The organism is Rhodoglobus galactosidasius (genome assembly GCF_054957775.1).
This window is the reverse complement of the sequence record NZ_JBQIAV010000002.1, coordinates 95,976-117,056: the sequence shown is the minus strand read 5'-3', so window position 1 is coordinate 117,056 and position 21,081 is coordinate 95,976. Positions and strand designations below refer to the sequence as shown.

The following is a 21,081-nucleotide window of genomic DNA, read 5'->3' as shown; positions in this document are numbered from 1 at the left end:
CGCATAACGGTAACAGTTTGGTGGTGGATGAGAGCTAGCGCACGCGGAGTGTGTACATGCCCACTGCGCTGGCGGCAGCCACATTGAGAGAGTCAACACCGTGCATCATCGGAATCTTCACGACACTGTCGGCAGCTTCGATCGTCTGCCGCGAGAGGCCATCGCCCTCGGTGCCGAGAATCAGCGCGACACGTTCAGGAGCATTCGCAGCAAACGTGTCGAGGTCAATTGCGTCATCGCTCAGTGCGAGCGCTGCGAGGTGAAAGCCTGCAGCCTGCAACACCTTTGCATCGGCTGGCCAGTTTTCAAGCCGGGTCCAGGGTACTTGGAGGACTGTGCCCATGCTCACGCGCACGCTGCGGCGGTAAAGCGGATCCGCACAGCGCGGTGTAATGAGAACGGCGTCAGCCCCCAGCGCGGCAGCCGAACGGAATACCGCACCAACATTGGTGTGGTCAACAATGTCCTCGAGGATAACGATGCGACGAGCGCCCTCGATCAACTCCGAAACGGAGCGCAATTGTGGTCGGTGCATCGATGCCAGAGCCCCGCGGTGAAGATTGAACCCCGTGAGTTGTTCGAGTAGCTCCGACTCCCCCACATAGACCGGGGTATCCGAGTCGCCCAGGAGTTCTGCGACGTCGTCGAGCCACTGTTCGAGCACAAGAAAGGCCCGCGGGATGTGTCCGGCACGCAGAGCGCGGGCAATGACCTTGGACGACTCGGCTATGTAAAGACCGCCCTCTGGTTCAGTGCGCCGGCGAAGGGCAACATCGGTGAGGTTGGCGAAGTCGCTCAACCGTGGATCGGAGAGTTCGGTGACCCTGACGACATTCACTATGTGTTCCCAACTTGCAGATTCGCGGCTCAGAGAGGCATGACGAGGCATTTGTGCTGTTAGCAGTGTCTACGCTGGAGGTGTGCAGATACAAAACGGCAGCCATGACATCGACCGTGCTGCAGAGCTTCTCAGCGGAAGGCTCATCAGCGTTCTCACGGGTGCTGGCATCAGCACCGATTCCGGCATACCCGATTATCGCGGTGAGGGCGCCGCTGTGCGTAATCCGATGACGTTCCAGCAGTTTCAGGGCGCCGAAGACTTTCGCAAACGGTACTGGGCTGGAAGCCACTTAGGTTGGAAGCGATTTGCGTCGTCTGCCCCCAACGACGGCCATTCCACCCTCGCCGAGTTTGAACGTCGCGGGCTCAGCAACGGCGTCATCACACAGAACGTCGACGGACTGCACTTACAGGCAGGATCAACACGCGTTGTGGATGTCCATGGCAGCATTGACCGGGCCCGTTGCCTTCGGTGCGGCCAGTATTACGCGCGTACCCCGCTCGCTCAGCGGATCGAAGAGCTCAATCCTTGGCTAGAAGAGTCTGAGTCCCAGACGCTCAACCCCGACGGTGACGCCGAGGTTCACGACGTCGAGGCTTTCGTGATTCCTGAGTGCACCGTCTGTGGTGGCATGTTGAAGCCGGATGTCGTCTTCTTTGGCGAGTTTGTTCCGACACGAAAGTTCCAGCTCGCATCATCGCTTGTCGACCAGTCAGAAGCGCTCATCGTCGCGGGTTCGTCGCTCGTGGTGAACTCCGGCATCCGGTTGGTAGAGCGCGCGCTTCGCAAGCAAATTCCTCTCGTGATCATTAATCGAGGCACGACTAAAGCTGATCGGCGGGCCGACGTTAAGCTTGACGGCGGGGCATCCGTGATTCTGTGCGATTTGCTTGAACGACTTACTGCGTGAGCGCTCTACAAGCGCGACTGCGTGTGCTGCTATCGAATGGAGTTCTGTGTTCATTTACCTCGTGCGTCACGGCGAAACGGACTGGAACCGTGAACGGCGCATTCAGGGCAGCAGCGATATTCCGCTGAACTCGACGGGTCGCGCTCAGGCAAAGACCACCGGCGAATTGCTCGCCCGCCGCGAGTGGGACGGAATCTTTGCCAGCCCGCTCTCGCGCGCGATGGAAACTGCGCAAATCATTGCCGCCGAGGTTGGTCTGGCTGCGCCGACCGCACTTCCTGAGGTTGTCGAACGCCGTTACGGTGATGCCGAAGGACGCACCGCCAATGAAGTCGACGCTCTGTATCCAGGAGATACCGAAGTTCCTGGCCGCGAAACACGCGAATCGGTGAGTGAACGAGCTCTCCCCGCTCTCGTGCAGCTCGCCGAGGAAAACCACGGGAAGTCCGTGATCGTGGTGGCCCACGGTGGTGTGATCGCCACGATCTTGGCTGCGGTGGCACCAGAGCGACCGCGGGCACCGATCGTCAACGGTTCAGTGCACAGCTTTCGCCATGATGATGGATCTCTCTACTTGGTTAACTTCGATGACCCGATTGAAGCTGAGTCGGAAACCAAGGGTGGAGAGCCGTTCGACGCGCAGAACGTTATCGCGCGCCGAGAGTCGTCAGTTCAGTAACGGGGCAACACGGTAGCTCACTTGCGTGCTCACTTGCGTGCTGCCACCGCATCCTGCAACACCTGAGAGAGCTCAGCAGCTCCCCTTGCCCACGTGAAGTCTGCGGATCGGGTGCGCGCGGCTGTTGAGCGTATCTGCCAGACGGCGGGATCTTCGAGTGCTCTGACTTCACGCACAAGTTCCGCGGGCTCATCCGGATTGAAGAATCCTCCGGCAGGTCCAGAAATCTCGCGGAAGATCGGAATGTCGCTAACCAGCACTGGGGTTCCTAACACCATCGCCTCTATCTGGGGAAGACCGAAACCCTCGTCGCGCGATGCTGACACGAGCGCCGTCGCCCGCGACAGCGTTTCGACATACACCTCATCGCTGGCCCCGTCGTGGAAGATCAGGCTTGACTCTGGAGCGAGCTCGCTTAACTGGGCCTTCACGTCATCATTCGCGCGGCTCATCAGGTGAAGGGTGTAGCCGGGCAGGTCGTGCAGAGCACGCGCTATTAGCTCTACGTTCTTGTACGGCATGTAGGAGCCCATGTAAACCAGCTCACGTGAGGTGGGAACCGCGCGCACTGCGGACTCTTCAGAGCTGTCTGTGCCCAGCGTGACAACTGAAATAGGTTTCTTGGTGAGACGGTGCTCAAGCATTTGATCTCGAGTCGTGTGCGAATCGGTCACGTGAGCATCCGCTCGGTTGAGCAGCGCTCGCTGGAACGCCCAGGTGAGGTGGTAAATGCGCCACATCAATCGAACCGGCCACGGCAAGTTGTGCGGCGGCGTGGGGTGTTTGTAATAGATGAGGTCGTGCACAGTGGTGACGAGTGTGTACTTGCGGCCGAACGGCCCCATAGTTTGCATCGGAGAGAATACGACGTCGGGATTGAGCTTATTGACCTGAAGGGCGACGAAAGGCTCGCCCGCGCCGGTGGGTGAGCTCGCCAGCTCCCACGGAAGGTCGGGCAGGAGCTCTAGCTGTCGCTTGTCGGAGATCAGCATGGTTACCGGATGCAGCTTGCTCAGTTCTTCTACGAGCCGTGAGCCGTAGCGGCTGATTCCGTCGTGCCTGCCAATGCGCGTGTAGCGGCAATCGAAGATAATTTTCATGTACTGGACTCCGCAACTGTTCCCGAGTTCAGGAACGCAACAATTAGCTCGGCTGCTTCCCGCGGCCGTTCGTAGTGGATGAGGTGGCCGACATTATCGAAGAGTTCGAGTCGGGCATCCGGAATCAGCGTCGCGAGCCGCTCCTGCGCAGGCACCGGACTGATCGGGTCGTTTCGCGCTCCAATCAGCAAGGTCGGCATCGGAATCTGCTCGGCAAACATGCTCACGTCGGATCCGATGGACGCTTCAAAGCCCTCGAGCAGACTGTCGCGGTTTGCGTAGCTGCTGAAATGGGCGTGATGTTGTTGATGTACCCAGCGACGAAGTTCAGGGTCGCGAGTTTTTGTCATCGCGAGACTCATCACGCGTACGACCAGCCAATTGCTGAGAAGCGGGGCGCCAAGTGCGTGTGGGAGTGCCCGTGCGAGTCGGTAGAACGCGAGGGTGATCTTGCTCAAGACTGCATTGGGCCCGGCGAGTGCTGGGGCTGCGATGGGGTTCACCAAGATGAGTTGCGGAGTAGCCAGCCCACGAGCGATGGCCGCAGATACGACGATGGAACCGAAGGAATGGCCGAGAAGCACTGCGCGACCGCTGAGGCCTAGCGAGCCGACGAACGCTTCAAACCATATCGCGTAGCCCGTGATGTCGTGCGTGTGGCCATTGAGCGGTGCGGACTCGCCAAAGCCAGGAATATCCGGACTAATGATGCGGATGCCACGAATATGCGCGCACACAGCGTCGAGACCGTGGTGGTCGCCCCGAAACCCGTGCACAAGCACCAGCACAGTCTCGGCATCGGCTGGCCCATACTCCCAGTAGTGCGTGGTGGCACCGAGGACGTCGATGGTGGAGTGTCTCGCCGGGTTCTCGGCGAGCAGTGCTCCGTACGGCGATGCGGGTCTCATTCACACAATTCTAGGCAGTCGTCGCCGAGTTGCTGGCATCCGCTGTGTCGCGCCGTCGACAATTGAGCTTCGCGGTTAGATCTCCGCGAGCCGCGTTCCTGCTGTCGGTGCGTCCGCCTACGCTGAGTGGATGAGCAACTCGGGCACCTTAGCCACTTTCGATCTTGAGACCACCGGCGTCGACGTTGAAACGAGTCGCATCGTTTCAGCGTGCATCGCTATTGTTGATGCTTCTGGCCTCGTAATTTCGCGGTGGGACTGGCTGGCAGACCCGGGAGTGGAAATTCCCGAGGGTGCTGCCGCTATCCACGGAATTTCGACCGAGCGGGCGCGTGCTGAGGGTCGCGAGGCTGCGATTGTTGTTGCCGAGATCGTGCAAACTCTCAAGGTCACGTGCGCCCTGGGTATCCCCCTGGTCGTGTACAACGCGCCTTACGATCTCTCGCTGCTTGATCGGGAGTGCCGCCGCTATTCAATCGATGCTCTTGTCGAACCGTACGTCGTTATTGATCCTCTCGTGATCGATAAAGCAGTGGACCGCTATCGTCGCGGAAAGCGCACGCTTGAGGTGACCTCTGGGCTGTATGGAGTTTCGCTTGATGACGCACACGATGCTGGTTCGGATGCGATCGCTGCCGCTCGGGTCGCTCAAGCGCTGCTCGTGAAATTCAACGATGAGCTGAGCATCCCGTTCTCAGAGCTCCACGATCGTCAGCGTCAGTGGTACGCCGACCAAGCTGCCAGTTTTCAGGACTATATGCGGTCGTCGAAGGGCGATCACAGTTTTGTCGCTAACGATGAGTGGCCAGTACGCTCCTTCCCGCAACAGTAACGGCCACAGCTGTAGCGGCCAGAGCGGAAGAGGTGACGGCGGCACGGCGTGAAATGCGCGCTCGGCTCGAATCCGGGTTATAGGCCAAAACGTGTGGATGGGATCTTGATCTGACCATATGAATACTGGGCAAGAGCGAGGTTGTCATACTCGGTGACCCTTAGGTGTGCCGAACTCTCTCAACTCGACCCGTTGTCTGGTATGTGAAACGACCCTGATAAAGAACGGGCGCACTGTCGCAGGAACACAACGGTGGTTATGCCCAAACTGTCGTGCATCCTCAGTCCGAAAACGTCCGGACCTGGCCCGGCGGCACGAGCTGGAACAGTTCTTGCGGTGGCTGCTTGGCAAACAGTCCCAGACGGAGATCACTGGCACTGCTACGGGTCGCTCATTTCGCCGCTCCACCGCCTGGTGCTGGGGTGTTGAACCTCGTCTGGGACCGGTCGAGACTACCCACCACCAAATCCTCATCGACGGGGTCTGGGTTGGTTCCTGGTGCCTGTTGATCGCAGTCACCGAGACCCTGGAAGTCCTGGCCTGGCAGTGGTGCGCTAGGGAATCGACGGCAGCGTGGACGGCACTACTGGAACGCCTCCCCGCCCCTACGGTCGTGGTCTGTGATGGTGGTGCCGGGATCGCCTCTGCGGTGCACCGTGTCTGGCCAGAAACGAAAACGCAACGGTGTTTGTTTCACGTGCAGATGAACATCCGCCGTCATCTCACTTTGAATCCCCGCACCGATGCCGGCCGCCGCCTGCTGACGTTATCCCGAGAGCTGTCCGCCGTGCGGGACGAGGACGCGGTGATCGCGTGGCGGCTGAAGCTCGAGGCCTGGTGGCAAGCCCACGGACACCTCACGAAGGAACGCAGCTCCGACGGTCACCGGTACTGGTTCACCCACGACCGGCTCCGCAAAGCCTGGCAACTACTGGCCAAACTCAGCCGAGACGGCACCCTATTCACCTACGTTACCCATGGCAACGCCCGCACCACCAGCCCACTCGAGGGCGGCATCAATAACGGCATCCGCACCGTGCTGCGCAACCACCGCGGCATGAACGAGGCCCACATGAAACGTGCCGCGGAATGGTTCCTCACCCTGCACGAAATACCACTGGAACGCGCCCACGAACTCACCCCAGGCCCCACCCCAGCCCCGACACCCGAAGACCAGAAAACTGACGCTGAGGAAGAAGCCGAGCCGAGCTACTACGACACCAACACAACAGCCGAAGAAGGCCTCTGGGCCAGATCAGGATGGACCGGCCGGGCATGACACGCCCAAAGCCATCCACACGTTTTGGCCTATAAGCCTCCTTTGTTAACGACTGAAGGCGACCGGAGTACCGGTCGCCTTCAGTGAAATCTGGGTGTTACTAGTTGCCGAAGCCCTTATAACGGTTCTTGAACTTCTCAACGCGTCCTGCAGAGTCCATGATGCGCTGCTTGCCCGTGTAGAACGGGTGCGACTCGGAGGAGATCTCAACGTCAATCACCGGGTAGGTGGTGCCGTCTTCCCACTCGATCGTCTTCTCGCTCGTCACAGTTGAGCGAGTGAGGAACGTGGAGCCCGACGCGAGGTCGCGAAAAACGATGGGCATGTATGTGGGGTGGGTCTCGGACTTCATTGGATTTCCCTGGGTTCTGGAGTAAAAAAAGACGTAGGCGGTCACGCGGACCGACACACTAGCCTATCAGAGGTTTAGGCGGCTCGTGCGGTGTAGCGGCCGGCGTCTTTCGTGATGATGAGCTCGAGTCCAAAAGCGGCACTCAAGTTCTCTGACGTAACGACATCGTCAATCTTACCGGCGCTATGCACTGTGCCGTCGGTAATAATCAGCGCGTGGGTAAATCCCTGAGGAATTTCTTCAACGTGGTGAGTAACCATGACGATCGCTGGCGCGCTTTCGGCCTTCGCATAACCGCTCAATAACTGAACGAGCTCCTCGCGAGCACCGAGGTCTAGGCTCGCGGCAGGCTCATCAAGCAGCAACAACTCTGGATCAGTCATTACCGAGCGAGCAATCTGAACTCGTTTCTGCTCGCCATCGCTGAGATCACCAAAGCGGCGGTCTTCCAAGTGCGAAAGGCTCCACTCTGCGAGAACCCGACGGGCACGACGAAGGTCTACCTTGTCGTACTGTTCGTTCCAGCGACCAGTGACCGAGTACGCGGCGGTAAGAACAACGTCGATTACTCGCTCGTTGTTGGGCACACGACGGGCAAGCGCCGTCGATGCGAACCCGATTCGCGGTCGCACATCGAACACATCGGCAGAACCGAGAGTGCTCTCGAGCACAACGACTTTTCCCGAGCTGGGGTGAATCTGCGCGGCAGCCAACTGCAACAGCGTTGTCTTGCCTGCGCCGTTTGGCCCCAAAATCACCCACCGATCGGAGTCCTGCGCGCTCCACGAAATAGAGTCGAGGATCGTGGTGCCGTTGCGAGTAACGGATACATCAGAAAAGGTGAGGACGCTAGCCATGATCACCCATCCTATTCGCTCAGACCATCGCGCGTGTAAGCCGCTCGAGCGATCCCGATAGTCTGGCACTCAGAGTCGTGTGGTTTCCACCCTTCAGGACCACAGCTGTTGTACGAAAGGCCCAACCTTTGGCAAAATTTCTCGTCATTCTCGATGTAGATTCCACCCTGATTGAGAACGAAGTAATTGAGCTGCTCGCCGTTCACGCGGGCTCCGAACCGGAAGTAACCGAGATCACCACGCGGGCGATGAACGGTGAACTCGATTTTGAGCAGAGCTTACGGGCGCGCGTCGCAACGCTGGCAGGCCTTCCTGAGTCGGTGCTTGCGGAGAGCGGACGCGACATCCGGGTGACGCACGGGGCCGAGGAAATGATTGCTGCGGTCGTCGCTGCCGGCGGACGGGTAGCTGCTGTCTCGGGTGGGTTTCATGAACTGCTCGATCCGGTGGCCCGCAGGCTTGGGCTGAGCTACGCACGCGCCAATCGCCTCGAAGTAGTCGACGGACGGCTCACCGGCAAGGTGGTTGGTGCGGTCATTGACGCCCAAGCCAAAGCGGATGCGCTGCAGGAATGGGCACAGGACTCCGGCACTCCCCTCTCGGCCACAATTGCCGTGGGTGACGGTGCCAACGATCTGCTCATGATGAAGGCGGCCGCGCTCTCCGTTGGCATTACGGCGAAGCCGATCGTGCGCGCCAGTGCAGATGTACACATTGATTCGCGGGATTTGAGTGCGCTCTTGCCCCTCCTCGGGCTTCGCGGCTAGCGAACCACCGCGTCAGCGAAGCTAGGAGCTAGTGACCCATCCCGAGGCCACCGTCAACCGGGATCACGGCGCCGGAAATGTACGCTGCATCATCGCTCGCTAACCATGCGATTGCCTTCGCGACTTCTTGTGGCTGCGCAAAGCGACGTGCCGGAATCTGCTTGAGATATGCATCCTGCTGCTCGGATGGCAGCGCAGCGGTCATATCGGTCTCGATAAAACCGGGAGCCACAACGTTTGCTGTGATGCCCCGGCTTCCCAGCTCGCGAGTCAGCGAGCGCGCAAGACCAATGAGGCCGCTCTTTGACGCCGAATAGTTGACCTGGCCTGCCGAACCGAGAAGTCCAACGACACTTGAGACGAGGATGATGCGCCCGAAGCGCGCCTTCATCATTCCTTTAGAGGCGCGCTTGACGACACGAAAGGCACCGGAAAGATTGGTGTCGATCACCTGGGTGAAGTCGTCGTCACTCATTCGCATGAGCAGCATGTCGCGCGTAATTCCGGCGTTAGCCACAACAACTTCGACAGGGCCGAGTTGTGACTCTATCTCGGTGAACGCTGCATCGATGCTGGCAGCATCAGTTACGTCGGCGACTACCGTGAGGGTGCCCTCGGGGCCCGTGCCCGAACGAGCAGTGACGGCAACTTGGTGCCCCTGAGCCACAAACTCTTCGGCAATTGCCCGGCCAATGCCGCGGTTGCCTCCGGTGACGAGAACGATCCGTGATTCAGGTGCTGTTCTGCTCATGGTTCCCAGCATATAGTCGCGAACAGCGGCGTAGGCTTAGGGGTACCTTCCTCGGCAACCTAAGAAAGCCCATGAACAGTCCTGAGTCGATCACTTCGCTTCCCGAGCGACCCGATGACGAGCGACGACGGCGCGTGATCAATTATTCGATTGCTATGGGGATCAGAATTGTTTGCGTAATCCTCTGCGTCTTCGTGCGCGGATGGTGGCTAGTGTTGCCGATCCTGGGCGCGGTCGTGTTGCCGTATGTCGCCGTTGTACTTGCCAACGTCAACACACGACGAACCGGCAGTCTCGACGTTCCCGGTCAATTCGCCTTAGGCTCTGCGAGTTCGTCACATATTCCGAGCGTTCCCGATGAGGCAGCGCGGTGATCGGTGAGAACGGCCCGTCAACGTCGCAGTGCTCGAGGGCTGGGTGTCTTCTTGATGCTCAATGGAACGTCAATTGGCGCAATCCTCGCATCCATGGTCTTGATCGAGTGAAGATCTGGCTGGCCTGCAACGAACATGTCGACTACCTCAATGAATACCTCAGCACGCGAGGATTCCCCGTAGTCGTCAGCGACCTCGCACATCCGGCAACTGTCGTGCCAGACGGCGCCCCGCAATGAAAAAGTGGCGCTTCGCATTTTCGCAACGGTGGTTCGGATATTTGGCCTTTGTGATCGCGTTTGCAATCGGTTGTGTGTTTCTTTCGCAGTGGCAGTTTGATCGCCGCGAGGAAGCAGCCGCCGAGGTAGCCCGTGTCAGCGCAAACTGGGACGCCGCACCTCAGCAACTCGAGAGCGTTATGCCAGAGCTCACCGAGTTTGATGTCGACAACAAGTGGATGTCGGTGGCCGTCAGTGGCGAGTATCTGGAAGCTGAGCAGTTGTTGGTTCGTGGCCGCCCGTATTCTGGGCGGCCGGGATTCGAAATACTTGTGCCTTTTAAACTTGAGAGCGGTCGTGCGATCGTGGTCGACCGCGGCTGGGTACCCGCGGGCAATAGTCAAGATTTTCCGGATGCGGTTCCCGCTCCCCCAACGGGGCGCGTCGAGATTGTGCTTCGTCTCAAGCCGAGCGAGCCGACGGTTCAAGGGCGCTCAGCACCAGCAGGCCAGGTTGCCACAATCCATTTGCCGACGGTTGCCGATCTTCTTGACGAACCCACATATATTGGTGGATACGGGCTGTTGGCTTCCGAGTCCCCTAGCGTCGCCGACATGCCGATTGCCTATCCCAAACCGCTTCTCAATGAAGGTGCCCACCTGTCGTACGCGCTTCAGTGGGTGGCATTTGGCGTCCTAGCTTTCATCGGACTTGGCTGGGCAATTCGTCAGGAGTACCGACTCATCAACGAAGCGGACCCCGCTGAGCGAGTGCGCGCTGAGAAGCGCAAACGAAAAGCAGAAGATCGTGGCCCCACTGACGCAGAGATCGAAGACGGGATTCTCGACGCGTAGGTATTGAGCCCGACCAGTTGTTGGCGTCGCCGACCGCGAGTTAAGCCAAGTAAATGAGGTCTGCGTAGTCCTTGTTCCAGTGATCCTCAATGCCGTCGGGCAGAATGAGGACCCGTTCGGGGTTGAGGGCTTCAACAGCGCCCTCATCGTGGCTTACGAGTACAACGGCACCCTTGTAATTGGAGAGTGCGCCGAGGATCTCTTCACGGCTCGCAGGGTCAAGGTTGTTTGTGGGCTCATCGAGAAGCAGCACGTTGGCGCCGCTGACGACGATCATTGCGAGAGCGAGTCGGGTCTTTTCTCCACCGGAGAGAACGCCAGCAAGCTTTGTTGCGTCATCGCCGCTGAACAGGAACGAGCCGAGAACGCGCCGTGCTTCCATCTCAGTGATGTTGGGCGACGACGACACCATGTTCTCGAGAACGGAACGTTTAACGTCAATCGTTTCGTGTTCCTGAGCGTAATAACCGATGCGGAGCCCATGGCCGGGTTCGATATGCCCGGTATCGGGCTCGTCGACCCCGGCGAGCATGCGCAGCAGCGTTGTCTTTCCCGCACCGTTGAACCCTAGGATTACCACCTTCGATCCGCGGTCGATAGCGAGATCTACCGAAGCAAAGATCTCTAGCGAGCCATAGCTCTTGCTGAGGTTGAAGCCCATGAGCGGTGTTCGTCCGCACGGAGCTGGCTCCGGGAAACGAAGTGCTGCAACGCGATCGTTGGCGCGCACGTCATCAAGGCCGGCAAGCAACTTCTCTGCTCGAGCAACCATCTGATGAGCAGAAGCAGCTTTGGATGCCTTGGCGCCGAACTTTGCTGCCTGCGCTTGCAGCGTGCTTGCCTTCTTCTCGGCGTTAGCACGCTCCTTCTTGCGGCGCTCTTCATCTGACTGGCGCTGGCGCAAGTAGTGCTTCCAGCCCATGTTGTACTGGTCGATCTGCTGCCGGTTGGCATCCAGATAGAAGACTTTATTTACGGTGTCTTCAACAAGATCAACATCGTGGCTGATCACGATCAGACCGCCACTGAAGTTTTTGAGGAACTCGCGGAGCCATACAACAGAGTCAGCATCGAGGTGGTTTGTCGGTTCGTCGAGGAGCATCGTGTCTGCGCCTGAGAACAAGATACGAGCCAACTCGATCCGTCGTCGCTGGCCGCCCGAAAGCGTTGACAACGGCTGGTCGAGGATGCGGTCAGGAAGGCTCAGATTGCTTGCAATTGATGCCGCTTCCGCTTCGGCAGCGTAGCCGCCCAATGAAAGGAATCGATCATCCAGTTTGCCGTAGCGGTCCATGGCTGCACCGCTGACTTCGGGGTCGCTGCTGCCCATTTCATCTTGAGCCTGACGCATTTTCAGGACGATACTGCCTAAACCACGCGCGTCAAGAATTCGCGTGCGTGCAAGGTCTTCTGGGTTCCCCGAGCGAGGATCCTGCGGCAAGTAACCGATTTCACCCGTGCGCTCGATCGAACCGCCGGTGGACTCCAGTTCGCCAGCGAGCGTCTTGGTGAGTGTTGTCTTGCCCGCACCGTTCCGCCCGACTAAGCCGATTTTGTCGCCGTGATCTACCCTGAAATTGACGCCCTGCATCAGCATGCGTGCGCCAACGCGCAACTCGAGATCATGCACAGCAAGCACGGCAAAACATCCAAATCTTTGGGGTAGGGGGGGCACTGGGCGACAGCACCAACCAACTAGTCTACTTCCTAGCGTTGGCTGTGCAGCGCAATCGAAGATCTACACGATTGGGCGTGCTCATCGGTAGTCTTCTGGAAGAAGGTGCCGCGCCAGTGTCTCGCTAGACGAGAAAGCTAGTTAGATCGAGAACCCCAGGGCACGCATCATATCGCGACCATCGTCGGTGATCTTTTCAGGACCCCACGGCGGCATCCAGACCCAATTGATTCGGAATGCTTCAACAACGTTGTCAAGAGACTGTGCAATCTGCTCTTCAATGACATCCGTCAACGGGCAACCCGCCGACGTGAGCGTCATGCTGATGATGAGCGCGTTGTTCTCGGGATCCCAGCTCAAATCATAGATCAGACCGAGATCAACAATGTTGACGCCAAGTTCGGGGTCAACCACGTCCTTTAGCGCCTCTTCAACCTCGTCGAAGAGCGCGGGAGCCAAAACTGTAGACATACGCTTAGGCTACGCTCGTGTCGGTCAAAAATCGATCATAGCCTTCGTTCTCTAGGCGATCGGCAAGTTCGGGGCCGCCCTGTTCAGCAACGCGACCATCGACGAAGACGTGCACAAAACCCGGCTTTATGTAGCGCAGGATGCGGGTGTAGTGAGTGATCAACAGCAGCCCAAGACCGGTCGACTCTTGAGCGCGGTTCACACCTTCAGAGACGATCTTGAGTGCGTCAACGTCGAGTCCTGAGTCGGTCTCATCCAGAATCGCGAATCGTGGCTTGAGAAGTTCAAGCTGCAGAATCTCGTTGCGCTTTTTCTCTCCCCCCGAGAAACCCTCGTTCACATTACGGTCTGAGAAGGCTTTATCCATGCGCAGCGCCTTCATCGAGGAGTTAACCTCTTTGATCCACGGGCGGAGTGCGGGAGCCTCGCCACTCAGTGCGGTCTTTGCGGTGCGAAGGAAGTCGGCAACTTTGACACCGGGAATTTCAACCGGGTACTGCATGGCCAAGAAGAGGCCAGCACGCGCACGCGCATCAATGCTCATGTCGAGCACTTCTTCACCGTCAAGCATTACCGATCCACTCTCAACGTGGTACTTGGGGTGGCCGGCGATTGTGTAGGCAAGAGTTGACTTACCCGAGCCGTTAGGGCCCATGATCGCGTGGATCTCGCCCTGCTTGATGGTGAGGTCGACACCCTTAAGGATGTGCTTGGTTCCTTGCTCAGTTTCAACACTGACGTGTAAATCTTTGACTGCGAGTACTGACATTTATTTCTTTCCTTAATGGTCTCGTGAGGAGGGCGTCTAGCCCTCGATGGCGACGGTTAGCTCGGGGTCGATGTGAACCCCGCCATCGTCGTCGATCTTCACTACAAAGACCGGCACAGGTTCATAGGCTGGCAGGCTCAAGGGCTTGCCCGTGTCGAGGGAAAACAGTGAGCCGTGTGCCCAGCACTCGATCGCTCCGTCTTCAACAAAACCCTCGGCGAGAGAGATGTCGCCGTGAGTGCAGGTGTCGCCAATGGCGTGCACCTGCCCGGCTGAATCTTTCACAATCGCAATTGCGGTGCCATCGAGTTCGACCCGGTACGCCTTGTTTGGCTCCAGTTCGTCGATCGCGCAGACACGCTCCGCTGTCACGAGAGGGTTCCTTCCAATTCAGCTTCGATCGCTGCCGTGAGCCGAGTCTCGAGCTGAGTATCGCCTACCTTTTGCACGATTTCTGCAAGGAAGCCGATAACAACTAGGCGTCGAGCTTCTGCTTCAGAAATTCCGCGAGCCTGCAGGTAGAAGAGCTGCTCGTCGTCAAAACGACCAGTCGCGCTTGCGTGGCCTGCACCCTGGATATCACCGGTCTCGATTTCGAGGTTCGGAATCGAATCCGCACGAGTGCCTTCGGTAAGCACGAGGTTGCGGTTCTGTTCGTAGCTGTCGGTGCCAGCACCTTCGCGGCCGATCAAAACGTCGCCGACCCAAACGGTGCGGGCTCCTTCGCCTTGAAGTGCGCCCTTGTAGTTCACGCGGCCACGCGTATGTCCTGCCTTGTGGTGCATGTAGACGCGCTGTTCGAGGTGCTGCCCCTTGTCCGCAAAGTAGAGGCCATTGAGTTCGCCATCCGAGCCTTCTCCTGAGAGATGCACCGATGGGTTGACTCGAACGACCTTGCCGCCGAGCGACACGATCGTGTGTTTGAGGTGTGCGTCGCGGCCAACCTGCGCGAAGTGGCTAGTGAGGTGGATCGCCTCATCGTCCCAGTCGTGAACGTTGACAAAGTTGAGCGTTGCGCCTTCTTCTACGACGACTTCAACATTCTCGCTGAGAAGCGCTTGGCCAGATGATTCGATGATGATCGTGCTGTTACTGTGTGGTCGCGCAATAATAACGGTGTGCGCTCCTCGCGCTGCACCGCCGAGTTCCGTGCGAGTCAAGCGCAGGGTTACGTGCTCTTCGCTTGTCACGGTGATCGCTAGTGCCTGCTCGAAGCTTGACCACGCGTTTGCGGATGCTCTTTCTTCAGGAGCACCGGCAGACGCGATTCGCTTATCATCCCTGGCGACCCATTCAACGACAATGCCGTCAGGCGCGTCCGCTTCGAATGGGTAGGCTGCACCGTCGAGGGTGTCATCAAGCAGAGCCTTGATGAGCTTTACCGGCGTGAGCTTCCAGTCAGCTTCTACTCCGGTTACCGGAGCGAAATCGGCGTGCTCAAAGGACTTGGGGCGCTCAGAGCGCGTCTGAACGGGAACGAAGTTCTTATCCTCGGCATCCCATCCACCATCGCTGTGAGCTTTGAGTCCATGTTGTTCTGGTGCAAAGACGGTCATTTAGCCGACGGATCCTTCCATGCTCAGTTCGATGAGCTTATTGAGTTCGAAGGCGTACTCCATGGGCAGTTCGCGCGCGATGGGTTCGATAAATCCTCGAACGATCATCGCCATCGCTTCGTCTTCTTCCATTCCGCGTGACTGCAGGTAGAAGAGTTGCTCGGCGCTCACTTTGGAGACTGTTGCTTCGTGGCCCAGTTGAACGTCATCCACGCGGATGTCGATAGAGGGATAGGTGTCTGACCGAGAGATGGTGTCGACCAAGAGCGCGTCGCAACGCACCGTATTGGCGGAGTGATGAGCTTTCTCATCCACGCGAACTTCGCCACGGTAACCGGCGCGACCACCACCACGGGCAACTGACTTCGAGACAATCGACGATGTTGTGTACGGCGCCATGTGAATCATCTTTGCGCCAGCGTCTTGGTGCTGACCAGGGCCAGCGAATGCAACAGAAAGAGTTTCGCCCTTTGCGTGCTCGCCGACGAGGTAGATCGACGGGTACTTCATGGTTACCTTGGAGCCAATGTTTCCATCGATCCACTCCATGGTTGCGCCTTCGTGTGCAATAGCGCGCTTGGTGACCAGGTTATAGACGTTGTTCGACCAGTTCTGAATCGTCGTGTAGCGAACGCGAGCATTCTTCTTCACGATGATTTCGACTACCGCAGAGTGAAGGGAGTCTGACTTGTAGATCGGAGCTGTGCAGCCCTCGATGTAGTGAACGTAGGAGCCCTCGTCAGCAATGATCAGGGTGCGCTCAAACTGCCCCATGTTTTCCGTGTTGATGCGGAAGTAGGCTTGCAGCGGAATCTCGACGTGAACGCCCTTAGGAACGTAAACGAACGAGCCACCCGACCACACTGCAGTGTTCAACGCGGCGAATTTGTTGTCGCCGGCAGGAATAACTGCGCCAAAGTACTCGTCAAAGAACTCCGGGTGCTCACGCAGAGCAGTATCGGTGTCCATGAAGATGACACCCTTGGCTTCGAGTTCAGCATTGATCGAGTGGAAGACGACTTCAGACTCGTACTGTGCGGCTACGCCGGAGACGAGACGATTGCGCTCTGCCTCGGGAATTCCCAACTTTTCGTAGGTGTCCCGGATGTCTGCGGGAAGGTCTTCCCACGTCTGAGCTTGCTTCTCCGTGGAACGGACAAAATATTTGATGTTATCGAAGTCGATACCCGAGAGGTCTGCGCCCCACTTTGGCATCGGCTTGCGGCCGAAGAGCTCGAGACCTTTTAGACGCTTCTTCAGCATCGATTCGGGCTCGTTCTTCAGCGTTGAGATGTCGCGGACGACTTCTTCGTTGATGCCTCGTCGTGCAGAGGCTCCCGCAACGTCGGAGTCGGCCCAGCCGAACTCGTACTGGCCTAAGCCTTTGAGTTCCGGACGATCAATCAGCACGTCTGACATTGATACCTCTTTTCTTACCCCTATCAACCAAGGTGGCTGCTTTGGCATTCCTTCGCACAGCAGATTGCCGGGAATATTTCGTGAGGTGCGCGTGCACTGTGACAAAACACTGCGCGGGCGAACTTAGACTGCAACAGGACAAGCAAGGCATTACCTCGCTGTCATCATTGACTTCCCGGCATGGGCTGTGTTCCTGAACACAATCCATTCTACAGGCAGAAGCCCGAAATAACAGGAGGTACGGCCGTGAATGCCGTCATCGCACGATTACCCCAGTCCGTAAGCGCGCGGGTGCGTTTTTTTGCAGTGACTTCTCTGGTGATTCAAATTCTGATCGTCGCCACCGGCGGAGCAGTACGCCTCACCGGTTCAGGCCTCGGATGCCCGACCTGGCCGCTGTGTACCGATGCCTCATTGATTGCTACTCCTGAGATGGGTTTGCACGGCGCGATTGAATTTGGCAATCGTTTGCTGTCGATCCTGGTCGGCTTCGTCGCGATTCTTATGGTCCTCATGGTGCTTCGGATAAGACGTGAGCGTCGGGATTTGATGACTCTCGCACTGGTCATCCTCGGCGGGACTGTGCTCCAGGGGCTCATCGGAGGTCTCTCCGTGCGCGTTCAACTCGACCCGAGCGTCGTCGGGGTCCACTTTGCGATCTCAGCCATTCTTGTCGCAGTAAGCGCTGCGCTTGTCTACCGAGTCTGGGTGGGGCCTCGAGGTGATCAACTAGTGGTATCACGGCACATCGCCATTCTTGCTCACGTGACGAGCCTCTTGGTGGCGCTAACCATAGTCGCGGGAATTCTGACGACCGGAGCGGGACCGCACGCGGGCGATGATGGTTCTGCTCGTAACGGGCTTGACCCTAGCTTCCTGCAGCACGTGCATAGTTGGCCTGGGTATGCACTGTTGGCGACCACACTTGCGCTCGTAATCATGCTCGCGATTGGTCGTCACCGCCGAATCATGAACTTTGCCGTGATGCTGTTCGCTCTTGAGGTTGTTCAAGCTCTCATTGGCGTCATTCAGTCGCGCACTGGGCTGCCGATCCTACTGGTTGGAAGCCACATGGTCATTGCCACCGCGATTGCTGCGGCGATGACCGTTGTCGTGCTGTCGCTGCGTTCGACGGCGCAACAGCAGAACTCACCGATGATGCCTGATGAAGCGTTGGCGGCTCGCTGACCTGTCGAACTGCTCCTAGAACGGGAGTAGCGGGTCGATACCGACCGCGAGGAAGACGAGAGTCAAATAGCTGATTGAGCTGTGGAAGACGCGCATGGCCTTCACCTCGCCGTGACGGATTGCCGTCGAGTACAGGCGGTGCGATTCGATGATGAACCACGCACCGCTGCCAGCAGCAACCACCGTGTACACGATGCCCATGTCAGCTACCGGCACCAGCAGCAACGAGCACACCACCGTTGCCCACGCATACAAGATGACCTGAAGTCCGACAGCAGCGCGCCCGCGCACGACTGCGAGCATCGGCACGCCAACCGACTGGTACTCCGCCCGGTATTTCATTGACAATGGCCAATAGTGCGGGGGTGTCCAGAGGAATACGACAGCGAAGAGCACGAGCGATGCCCACGATAGATCGCCGGTAACCGCTGCCCATCCGATGAGAACCGGCATGCAGCCGGCGATACCGCCCCAAATGATGTTCTGCGGCGTGCGACGCTTCAGGAGCAGCGTGTACACAAAAACGTAGAAGAGAATCGCGAACAGTGACAAGCCTGCAGCGAGCCAGTTCGTCAGCACCCCAAGCCACACAACGGAACCGACACCGGTGACCCACGCGAATACGAGTGCTTCTCGGTCGGTCAACTCCCCCGTGACCAGCGGACGGTTCTTGGTGCGAGCCATCACGCGATCAATGTCGCGATCGATATAGCAGTTGAATGCGTTTGCTGATGATGCGCTGAGAATTCCGCCAACGAGCGTCGCCAGTACAAGCCACAGGTTCGGGATGCCGTTTGCGGCAAGCACCATGACGGGCACAGTCGTCACCAGCAAAAGTTCGATCACCCGCGGCTTCGTGAGCGCCACGTAGGCAAGAGTCTTACGAAGGATGCCGATGCGCTCGTGCTGCGTTCGGGCTTCTAGAGTGACATCCATACCAACGATTCTAAGCCGCTGGAGCAATTGCGCTGACCGTGAACGTAGCAAGGCAGCGTTCACCTGCTTGGTTCCCTATACTTGGGATGCCCGCCTCTCGGTGGCCACCCCCCAAGCACTGCGTTTACGCAGCTGGGTCAAGCCACTGAGCGAGCCAATGATGTCGCGTGGTGGGCCGTTCATGTGCCCCGATCGTTCGCGGTAGGGCACTTCGCTTGCAGAAGGGTCATTATTCTCATGGCAGCTTTTCACTGGGATCACATCGACAACAAAGCGGTAGATACCGCTCGAATTCTGGCGGCTGATGCTGTTGAGAAGGTAGGTAACGGGCATCCCGGTACCGCGATGAGTTTGGCGCCCGCCGCGTATCTGCTCTTTCAGAAGGTGATGCGTCGCGATCCGAGTGACGATCAGTGGTTGGGGCGCGATCGCTTCGTCCTCTCTGTAGGCCACAGTTCGCTTACTCAGTACGTTCAGCTTTACCTCGGCGGCTACGGCCTCGAGCTCGACGACCTCAAGGCGCTTCGCACTTGGGGCTCGCTCACACCAGGTCACCCCGAGTACGGCCACACCAAGGGCGTCGAAATCACGACAGGGCCGCTCGGCCAGGGCATCGCCTCGTCAGTAGGGTTCGCCTACGCCGCTCGTTTTGAACGCGGACTCTTCGATCCCGAAGCCGAAGCCGGGCAAAGCCCGTTCGACCACTTCGTCTACGTCATCGCCAGTGACGGCGACCTGCAAGAAGGCGTCTCATCCGAGGCATCCTCCCTCGCGGGTCACCAAAAGCTTGGCAACTTGATTGCCATCTATGACAGCAACCAGATCTCGATTGAAGACGACACCAACATCGCGTTTACCGAAGACGTACACAAGCGCTACGAGGCCTACAACTGGCACGTTCAGCTTGTCGACTGGAAAAAGACTGGCGAATACGTCGAAGACGTCGAAGCACTCAACGCTGCGATCGATGCGGCCAAGGCCGTCACCGATCAGCCATCCTTGATCATCCTGCGCACCATCATCGGCTGGCCTGCGCCCAGTAAGCAGAACACGGGTAAGATCCACGGATCGGCCCTCGGTGCAGAGGAACTTGCCGGCACCAAGAAGGCACTCGGTTTCGATCCAGAGAAGAGCTTCGTCGTTGACGACGACGTTATTGCTCACACACGTCTGGCTGTCGAGCGTGGCAAGCAAGAGCGTGCTGAGTGGACCGAAACCTTTGACAAGTGGGCCACAGCAAACCCCGAGCGCAAGCAACTGCTCGACCGGGTTCTTGCAGGCGAGCTTCCGGAAGGAATCAGCGAAGTACTCCCTCAGTTCGACGCTGGCAAGGACGTATCAACGCGCGCAGCAAGCGGCAAGGTACTCGGCGCTCTTGGCGCGGTAATGCCTGAGCTGTGGGGTGGCTCGTCAGACCTCGCAGAGTCAAACCTGACCACCATCGCCGATGGAAAGTCGTTCATCCCGAGCGAGCACTCCACCGGAGAGTGGAAAGGAAACGAGTACGGCCGTGTGCTGCACTTCGGTATCCGCGAACACGCGATGGGCGCGATCATCAATGGAATCGTCTTGCACGGTAACACCCGCGCATTCGGCGGCACCTTCCTGATCTTCAGCGACTACATGCGCCCAGCAGTGCGATTGGCTGCGCTCATGGCCATTCCGTCGATCTTCGTCTGGACTCATGACTCGATCGCCCTCGGTGAAGACGGACCCACCCACCAGCCGATTGAGCAGCTCGCAAGCTTGCGCATGATCCCGGGTCTCGATGTTGTGCGTCCCGCCGATGCAAACGAGACGGCGTGGGCATGGAAGACGATCCTTGAGCGCCGTAACGGCCCAGCAGGTATTGCACTCACCCGCCAGAACATTCCCGTGTTTGAGCGCGGAGAAGGTGACGCCAGCGGCGAGACCTTCGCTTCGGCATCCAACGTCGCTCGTGGCGCGTATGTTCTTGCGGAGGCTCCTAACGGAACTCCAGACGTCATCTTGATCGCCACCGGTTCTGAAGTTCAGCTTGCTGTTGAAGCACGCGAAACGCTCAAGGCCGACGGCATCAACGCTCGGGTTGTTTCGGCACCAAGCCTTGAGTGGTTCGCCGAGCAGTCCGAGGAATACCGCGAGTCGGTATTGCCTTCTACTGTGCGTGCACGCGTATCGGTCGAAGCAGGAGTCGCCACTGGATGGCGCGAGTATGTCGGCGACGCGGGTCGCAGCATCTCGATCGACCACTTTGGCGCATCAGCCGACTACAAGACTCTGTTCCGTGAGTTTGGTATCACCACCGAGGCCGTAGTGGCCGCAGCACGCGATTCTTTGGATGCCGTCTAGGCATTCCGAAAAAG

Annotated in this window: 23 protein-coding genes; 9 read left to right on the top strand and 14 right to left on the bottom strand. The window is 58.4% G+C overall.

All coding sequences use genetic code 11. The features are described 5' to 3' along the window. Window positions 1-34: 34 nt before the first annotated feature. Window positions 35-838: a TrmH family RNA methyltransferase gene (locus ACTJJW_RS03115; RefSeq protein WP_462642629.1), complete on the bottom strand. Its 804-nt coding sequence runs from the start codon at window positions 836-838 to the stop codon at window positions 35-37. An 82-nt stretch (window positions 839-920) separates the two neighbouring features. On the opposite strand from ACTJJW_RS03115, the gene ACTJJW_RS03110 reads away from it, so the two are divergent. Both ACTJJW_RS03110 and ACTJJW_RS03105 read left to right on the top strand, forming a co-directional pair. Further along, the gene (locus ACTJJW_RS03110; protein WP_462642628.1) at window positions 921-1,751 is read left to right on the top strand and encodes a Sir2 family NAD-dependent protein deacetylase; all 831 of its coding nucleotides are present in this window, start codon (window positions 921-923) and stop codon (window positions 1,749-1,751) included. Between the two features lie 46 nt (window positions 1,752-1,797). After that, complete coding sequence (locus ACTJJW_RS03105) at window positions 1,798-2,430, top strand: histidine phosphatase family protein (RefSeq protein WP_462642627.1); 633 nt, start codon at window positions 1,798-1,800, stop codon at window positions 2,428-2,430. A 29-nt stretch (window positions 2,431-2,459) separates the two neighbouring features. On the opposite strand, the gene ACTJJW_RS03100 is transcribed toward ACTJJW_RS03105, so the two are convergent. Together ACTJJW_RS03100 and ACTJJW_RS03095 are read right to left on the bottom strand one after the other, a co-directional pair. Then, window positions 2,460-3,530 (bottom strand): glycosyltransferase family 4 protein, encoded by a 1,071-nt coding sequence (locus ACTJJW_RS03100; protein WP_462642626.1) that lies wholly within the window; start codon window positions 3,528-3,530, stop codon window positions 2,460-2,462. Next, the gene (locus ACTJJW_RS03095; protein ID WP_462642625.1) at window positions 3,527-4,438 is read right to left on the bottom strand and encodes an alpha/beta fold hydrolase; all 912 of its coding nucleotides are present in this window, start codon (window positions 4,436-4,438) and stop codon (window positions 3,527-3,529) included. The genes ACTJJW_RS03100 and ACTJJW_RS03095 overlap by 4 nt, the downstream gene beginning before the upstream one ends. Before the next feature lie 130 nt (window positions 4,439-4,568). Here ACTJJW_RS03095 and ACTJJW_RS03090 point away from each other — a divergent pair, with 130 nt between their 5' ends. Both ACTJJW_RS03090 and ACTJJW_RS03085 read left to right on the top strand, forming a co-directional pair. Further along, window positions 4,569-5,270 (top strand): exonuclease domain-containing protein, encoded by a 702-nt coding sequence (locus ACTJJW_RS03090; RefSeq protein WP_462642624.1) that lies wholly within the window; start codon window positions 4,569-4,571, stop codon window positions 5,268-5,270. A gap of 166 nt (window positions 5,271-5,436) precedes the next feature. Further along, the gene (locus ACTJJW_RS03085) at window positions 5,437-6,549 is read left to right on the top strand and encodes an IS1249 family transposase (protein ID WP_462642623.1); all 1,113 of its coding nucleotides are present in this window, start codon (window positions 5,437-5,439) and stop codon (window positions 6,547-6,549) included. A gap of 100 nt (window positions 6,550-6,649) precedes the next feature. Here ACTJJW_RS03085 and ACTJJW_RS03080 read toward each other — a convergent pair whose 3' ends face one another. Both ACTJJW_RS03080 and ACTJJW_RS03075 read right to left on the bottom strand, forming a co-directional pair. After that, window positions 6,650-6,901, bottom strand: a complete 252-nt coding sequence (locus ACTJJW_RS03080; protein ID WP_010202510.1) for a type B 50S ribosomal protein L31 — start codon at window positions 6,899-6,901, stop codon at window positions 6,650-6,652. A 74-nt stretch (window positions 6,902-6,975) separates the two neighbouring features. Beyond that, window positions 6,976-7,758: an ABC transporter ATP-binding protein gene (locus ACTJJW_RS03075; protein WP_462642622.1), complete on the bottom strand. Its 783-nt coding sequence runs from the start codon at window positions 7,756-7,758 to the stop codon at window positions 6,976-6,978. Between the two features lie 128 nt (window positions 7,759-7,886). Between ACTJJW_RS03075 and serB the strand changes: the two genes are divergently transcribed. Next, entirely contained in the window at window positions 7,887-8,525 is a 639-nt protein-coding gene (gene serB / locus ACTJJW_RS03070) for a phosphoserine phosphatase SerB (protein ID WP_462642621.1), read from the top strand. 28 nt (window positions 8,526-8,553) lie between these two features. On the opposite strand, the gene fabG is transcribed toward serB, so the two are convergent. Further along, window positions 8,554-9,276 (bottom strand): 3-oxoacyl-[acyl-carrier-protein] reductase, encoded by a 723-nt coding sequence (fabG, locus tag ACTJJW_RS03065; protein WP_462642620.1) that lies wholly within the window; start codon window positions 9,274-9,276, stop codon window positions 8,554-8,556. 71 nt (window positions 9,277-9,347) lie between these two features. Here fabG and ACTJJW_RS03060 point away from each other — a divergent pair, with 71 nt between their 5' ends. Next, entirely contained in the window at window positions 9,348-9,650 is a 303-nt protein-coding gene (locus ACTJJW_RS03060; protein ID WP_462642619.1) for a DUF3099 domain-containing protein, read from the top strand. 17 nt (window positions 9,651-9,667) lie between these two features. Here the strand turns inward: ACTJJW_RS03060 and ACTJJW_RS03055 are convergent, their stop codons facing one another. Next, window positions 9,668-9,853 carry a hypothetical protein gene (locus tag ACTJJW_RS03055; RefSeq protein WP_462642618.1) on the bottom strand — a complete coding sequence of 62 codons (186 nt, stop codon included), beginning with the start codon at window positions 9,851-9,853 and terminating at the stop codon, window positions 9,668-9,670. A 32-nt stretch (window positions 9,854-9,885) separates the two neighbouring features. Here ACTJJW_RS03055 and ACTJJW_RS03050 point away from each other — a divergent pair, with 32 nt between their 5' ends. Continuing rightward, a complete protein-coding gene (locus ACTJJW_RS03050) occupies window positions 9,886-10,722 on the top strand; it encodes an SURF1 family cytochrome oxidase biogenesis protein (protein ID WP_462642616.1) in 837 nt (278 codons plus the stop codon). 40 nt (window positions 10,723-10,762) lie between these two features. On the opposite strand, the gene ACTJJW_RS03045 is transcribed toward ACTJJW_RS03050, so the two are convergent. From ACTJJW_RS03045 to sufB, 6 genes are all read right to left on the bottom strand, one after another. After that, window positions 10,763-12,361 carry an ABC-F family ATP-binding cassette domain-containing protein gene (locus ACTJJW_RS03045; protein WP_462642615.1) on the bottom strand — a complete coding sequence of 533 codons (1,599 nt, stop codon included), beginning with the start codon at window positions 12,359-12,361 and terminating at the stop codon, window positions 10,763-10,765. Window positions 12,362-12,538: 177 nt separating this feature from the next. Beyond that, complete coding sequence (locus ACTJJW_RS03040; protein ID WP_100388990.1) at window positions 12,539-12,868, bottom strand: metal-sulfur cluster assembly factor; 330 nt, start codon at window positions 12,866-12,868, stop codon at window positions 12,539-12,541. 4 nt (window positions 12,869-12,872) lie between these two features. Then, window positions 12,873-13,637 carry a Fe-S cluster assembly ATPase SufC gene (gene sufC / locus ACTJJW_RS03035; protein ID WP_462642614.1) on the bottom strand — a complete coding sequence of 255 codons (765 nt, stop codon included), beginning with the start codon at window positions 13,635-13,637 and terminating at the stop codon, window positions 12,873-12,875. 36 nt (window positions 13,638-13,673) lie between these two features. Beyond that, on the bottom strand, window positions 13,674-14,009 hold the full coding sequence (locus ACTJJW_RS03030) for a non-heme iron oxygenase ferredoxin subunit (RefSeq protein WP_462642613.1): 336 nt from the start codon (window positions 14,007-14,009) through the stop codon (window positions 13,674-13,676). Continuing rightward, entirely contained in the window at window positions 14,006-15,193 is a 1,188-nt protein-coding gene (gene sufD / locus ACTJJW_RS03025) for a Fe-S cluster assembly protein SufD (RefSeq protein WP_462642612.1), read from the bottom strand. The genes ACTJJW_RS03030 and sufD overlap by 4 nt, the downstream gene beginning before the upstream one ends. Continuing rightward, entirely contained in the window at window positions 15,194-16,612 is a 1,419-nt protein-coding gene (sufB, locus tag ACTJJW_RS03020) for a Fe-S cluster assembly protein SufB (RefSeq protein ID WP_462642610.1), read from the bottom strand. 180 nt (window positions 16,613-16,792) lie between these two features. On the opposite strand from sufB, the gene ACTJJW_RS03015 reads away from it, so the two are divergent. Continuing rightward, window positions 16,793-17,800, top strand: a complete 1,008-nt coding sequence (locus ACTJJW_RS03015; protein WP_462642608.1) for a COX15/CtaA family protein — start codon at window positions 16,793-16,795, stop codon at window positions 17,798-17,800. Window positions 17,801-17,815: 15 nt separating this feature from the next. On the opposite strand, the gene ACTJJW_RS03010 is transcribed toward ACTJJW_RS03015, so the two are convergent. Next, window positions 17,816-18,736, bottom strand: coding sequence for a heme o synthase (locus tag ACTJJW_RS03010; protein ID WP_462642607.1), 921 nt, complete (start codon window positions 18,734-18,736; stop codon window positions 17,816-17,818). Between the two features lie 237 nt (window positions 18,737-18,973). Between ACTJJW_RS03010 and tkt the strand changes: the two genes are divergently transcribed. Next, window positions 18,974-21,067 (top strand): transketolase, encoded by a 2,094-nt coding sequence (tkt, locus tag ACTJJW_RS03005; protein WP_462642606.1) that lies wholly within the window; start codon window positions 18,974-18,976, stop codon window positions 21,065-21,067. Window positions 21,068-21,081 lie beyond the last annotated feature (14 nt).

Excerpts from the sequence above, each read along its gene's own strand:
- sufD (WP_462642612.1), bottom strand. The coding sequence starts at position 15,193 with ATGACCGTCTTTGCACCAGAACAACATGGACTCAAAGCTCACAGCGAT.
- sufB (WP_462642610.1), bottom strand. The coding sequence starts at position 16,612 with ATGTCAGACGTGCTGATTGATCGTCCGGAACTCAAAGGCTTAGGCCAG.
- ACTJJW_RS03015 (WP_462642608.1), top strand. The coding sequence starts at position 16,793 with ATGGGCTGTGTTCCTGAACACAATCCATTCTACAGGCAGAAGCCCGAA.
- tkt (WP_462642606.1), top strand. The coding sequence starts at position 18,974 with ATGGCAGCTTTTCACTGGGATCACATCGACAACAAAGCGGTAGATACC.
- ACTJJW_RS03090 (WP_462642624.1), top strand. The coding sequence starts at position 4,569 with ATGAGCAACTCGGGCACCTTAGCCACTTTCGATCTTGAGACCACCGGC.
- ACTJJW_RS03060 (WP_462642619.1), top strand. The coding sequence starts at position 9,348 with ATGAACAGTCCTGAGTCGATCACTTCGCTTCCCGAGCGACCCGATGAC.
- ACTJJW_RS03080 (WP_010202510.1), bottom strand. The coding sequence starts at position 6,901 with ATGAAGTCCGAGACCCACCCCACATACATGCCCATCGTTTTTCGCGAC.
- ACTJJW_RS03040 (WP_100388990.1), bottom strand. The coding sequence starts at position 12,868 with ATGTCTACAGTTTTGGCTCCCGCGCTCTTCGACGAGGTTGAAGAGGCG.
- sufC (WP_462642614.1), bottom strand. The coding sequence starts at position 13,637 with ATGTCAGTACTCGCAGTCAAAGATTTACACGTCAGTGTTGAAACTGAG.
- fabG (WP_462642620.1), bottom strand. The coding sequence starts at position 9,276 with ATGAGCAGAACAGCACCTGAATCACGGATCGTTCTCGTCACCGGAGGC.
- ACTJJW_RS03100 (WP_462642626.1), bottom strand. The coding sequence starts at position 3,530 with ATGAAAATTATCTTCGATTGCCGCTACACGCGCATTGGCAGGCACGAC.
- ACTJJW_RS03075 (WP_462642622.1), bottom strand. The coding sequence starts at position 7,758 with ATGGCTAGCGTCCTCACCTTTTCTGATGTATCCGTTACTCGCAACGGC.
- ACTJJW_RS03095 (WP_462642625.1), bottom strand. The coding sequence starts at position 4,438 with ATGAGACCCGCATCGCCGTACGGAGCACTGCTCGCCGAGAACCCGGCG.
- ACTJJW_RS03050 (WP_462642616.1), top strand. The coding sequence starts at position 9,886 with ATGAAAAAGTGGCGCTTCGCATTTTCGCAACGGTGGTTCGGATATTTG.
- ACTJJW_RS03055 (WP_462642618.1), bottom strand. The coding sequence starts at position 9,853 with ATGTGCGAGGTCGCTGACGACTACGGGGAATCCTCGCGTGCTGAGGTA.
- ACTJJW_RS03010 (WP_462642607.1), bottom strand. The coding sequence starts at position 18,736 with ATGGATGTCACTCTAGAAGCCCGAACGCAGCACGAGCGCATCGGCATC.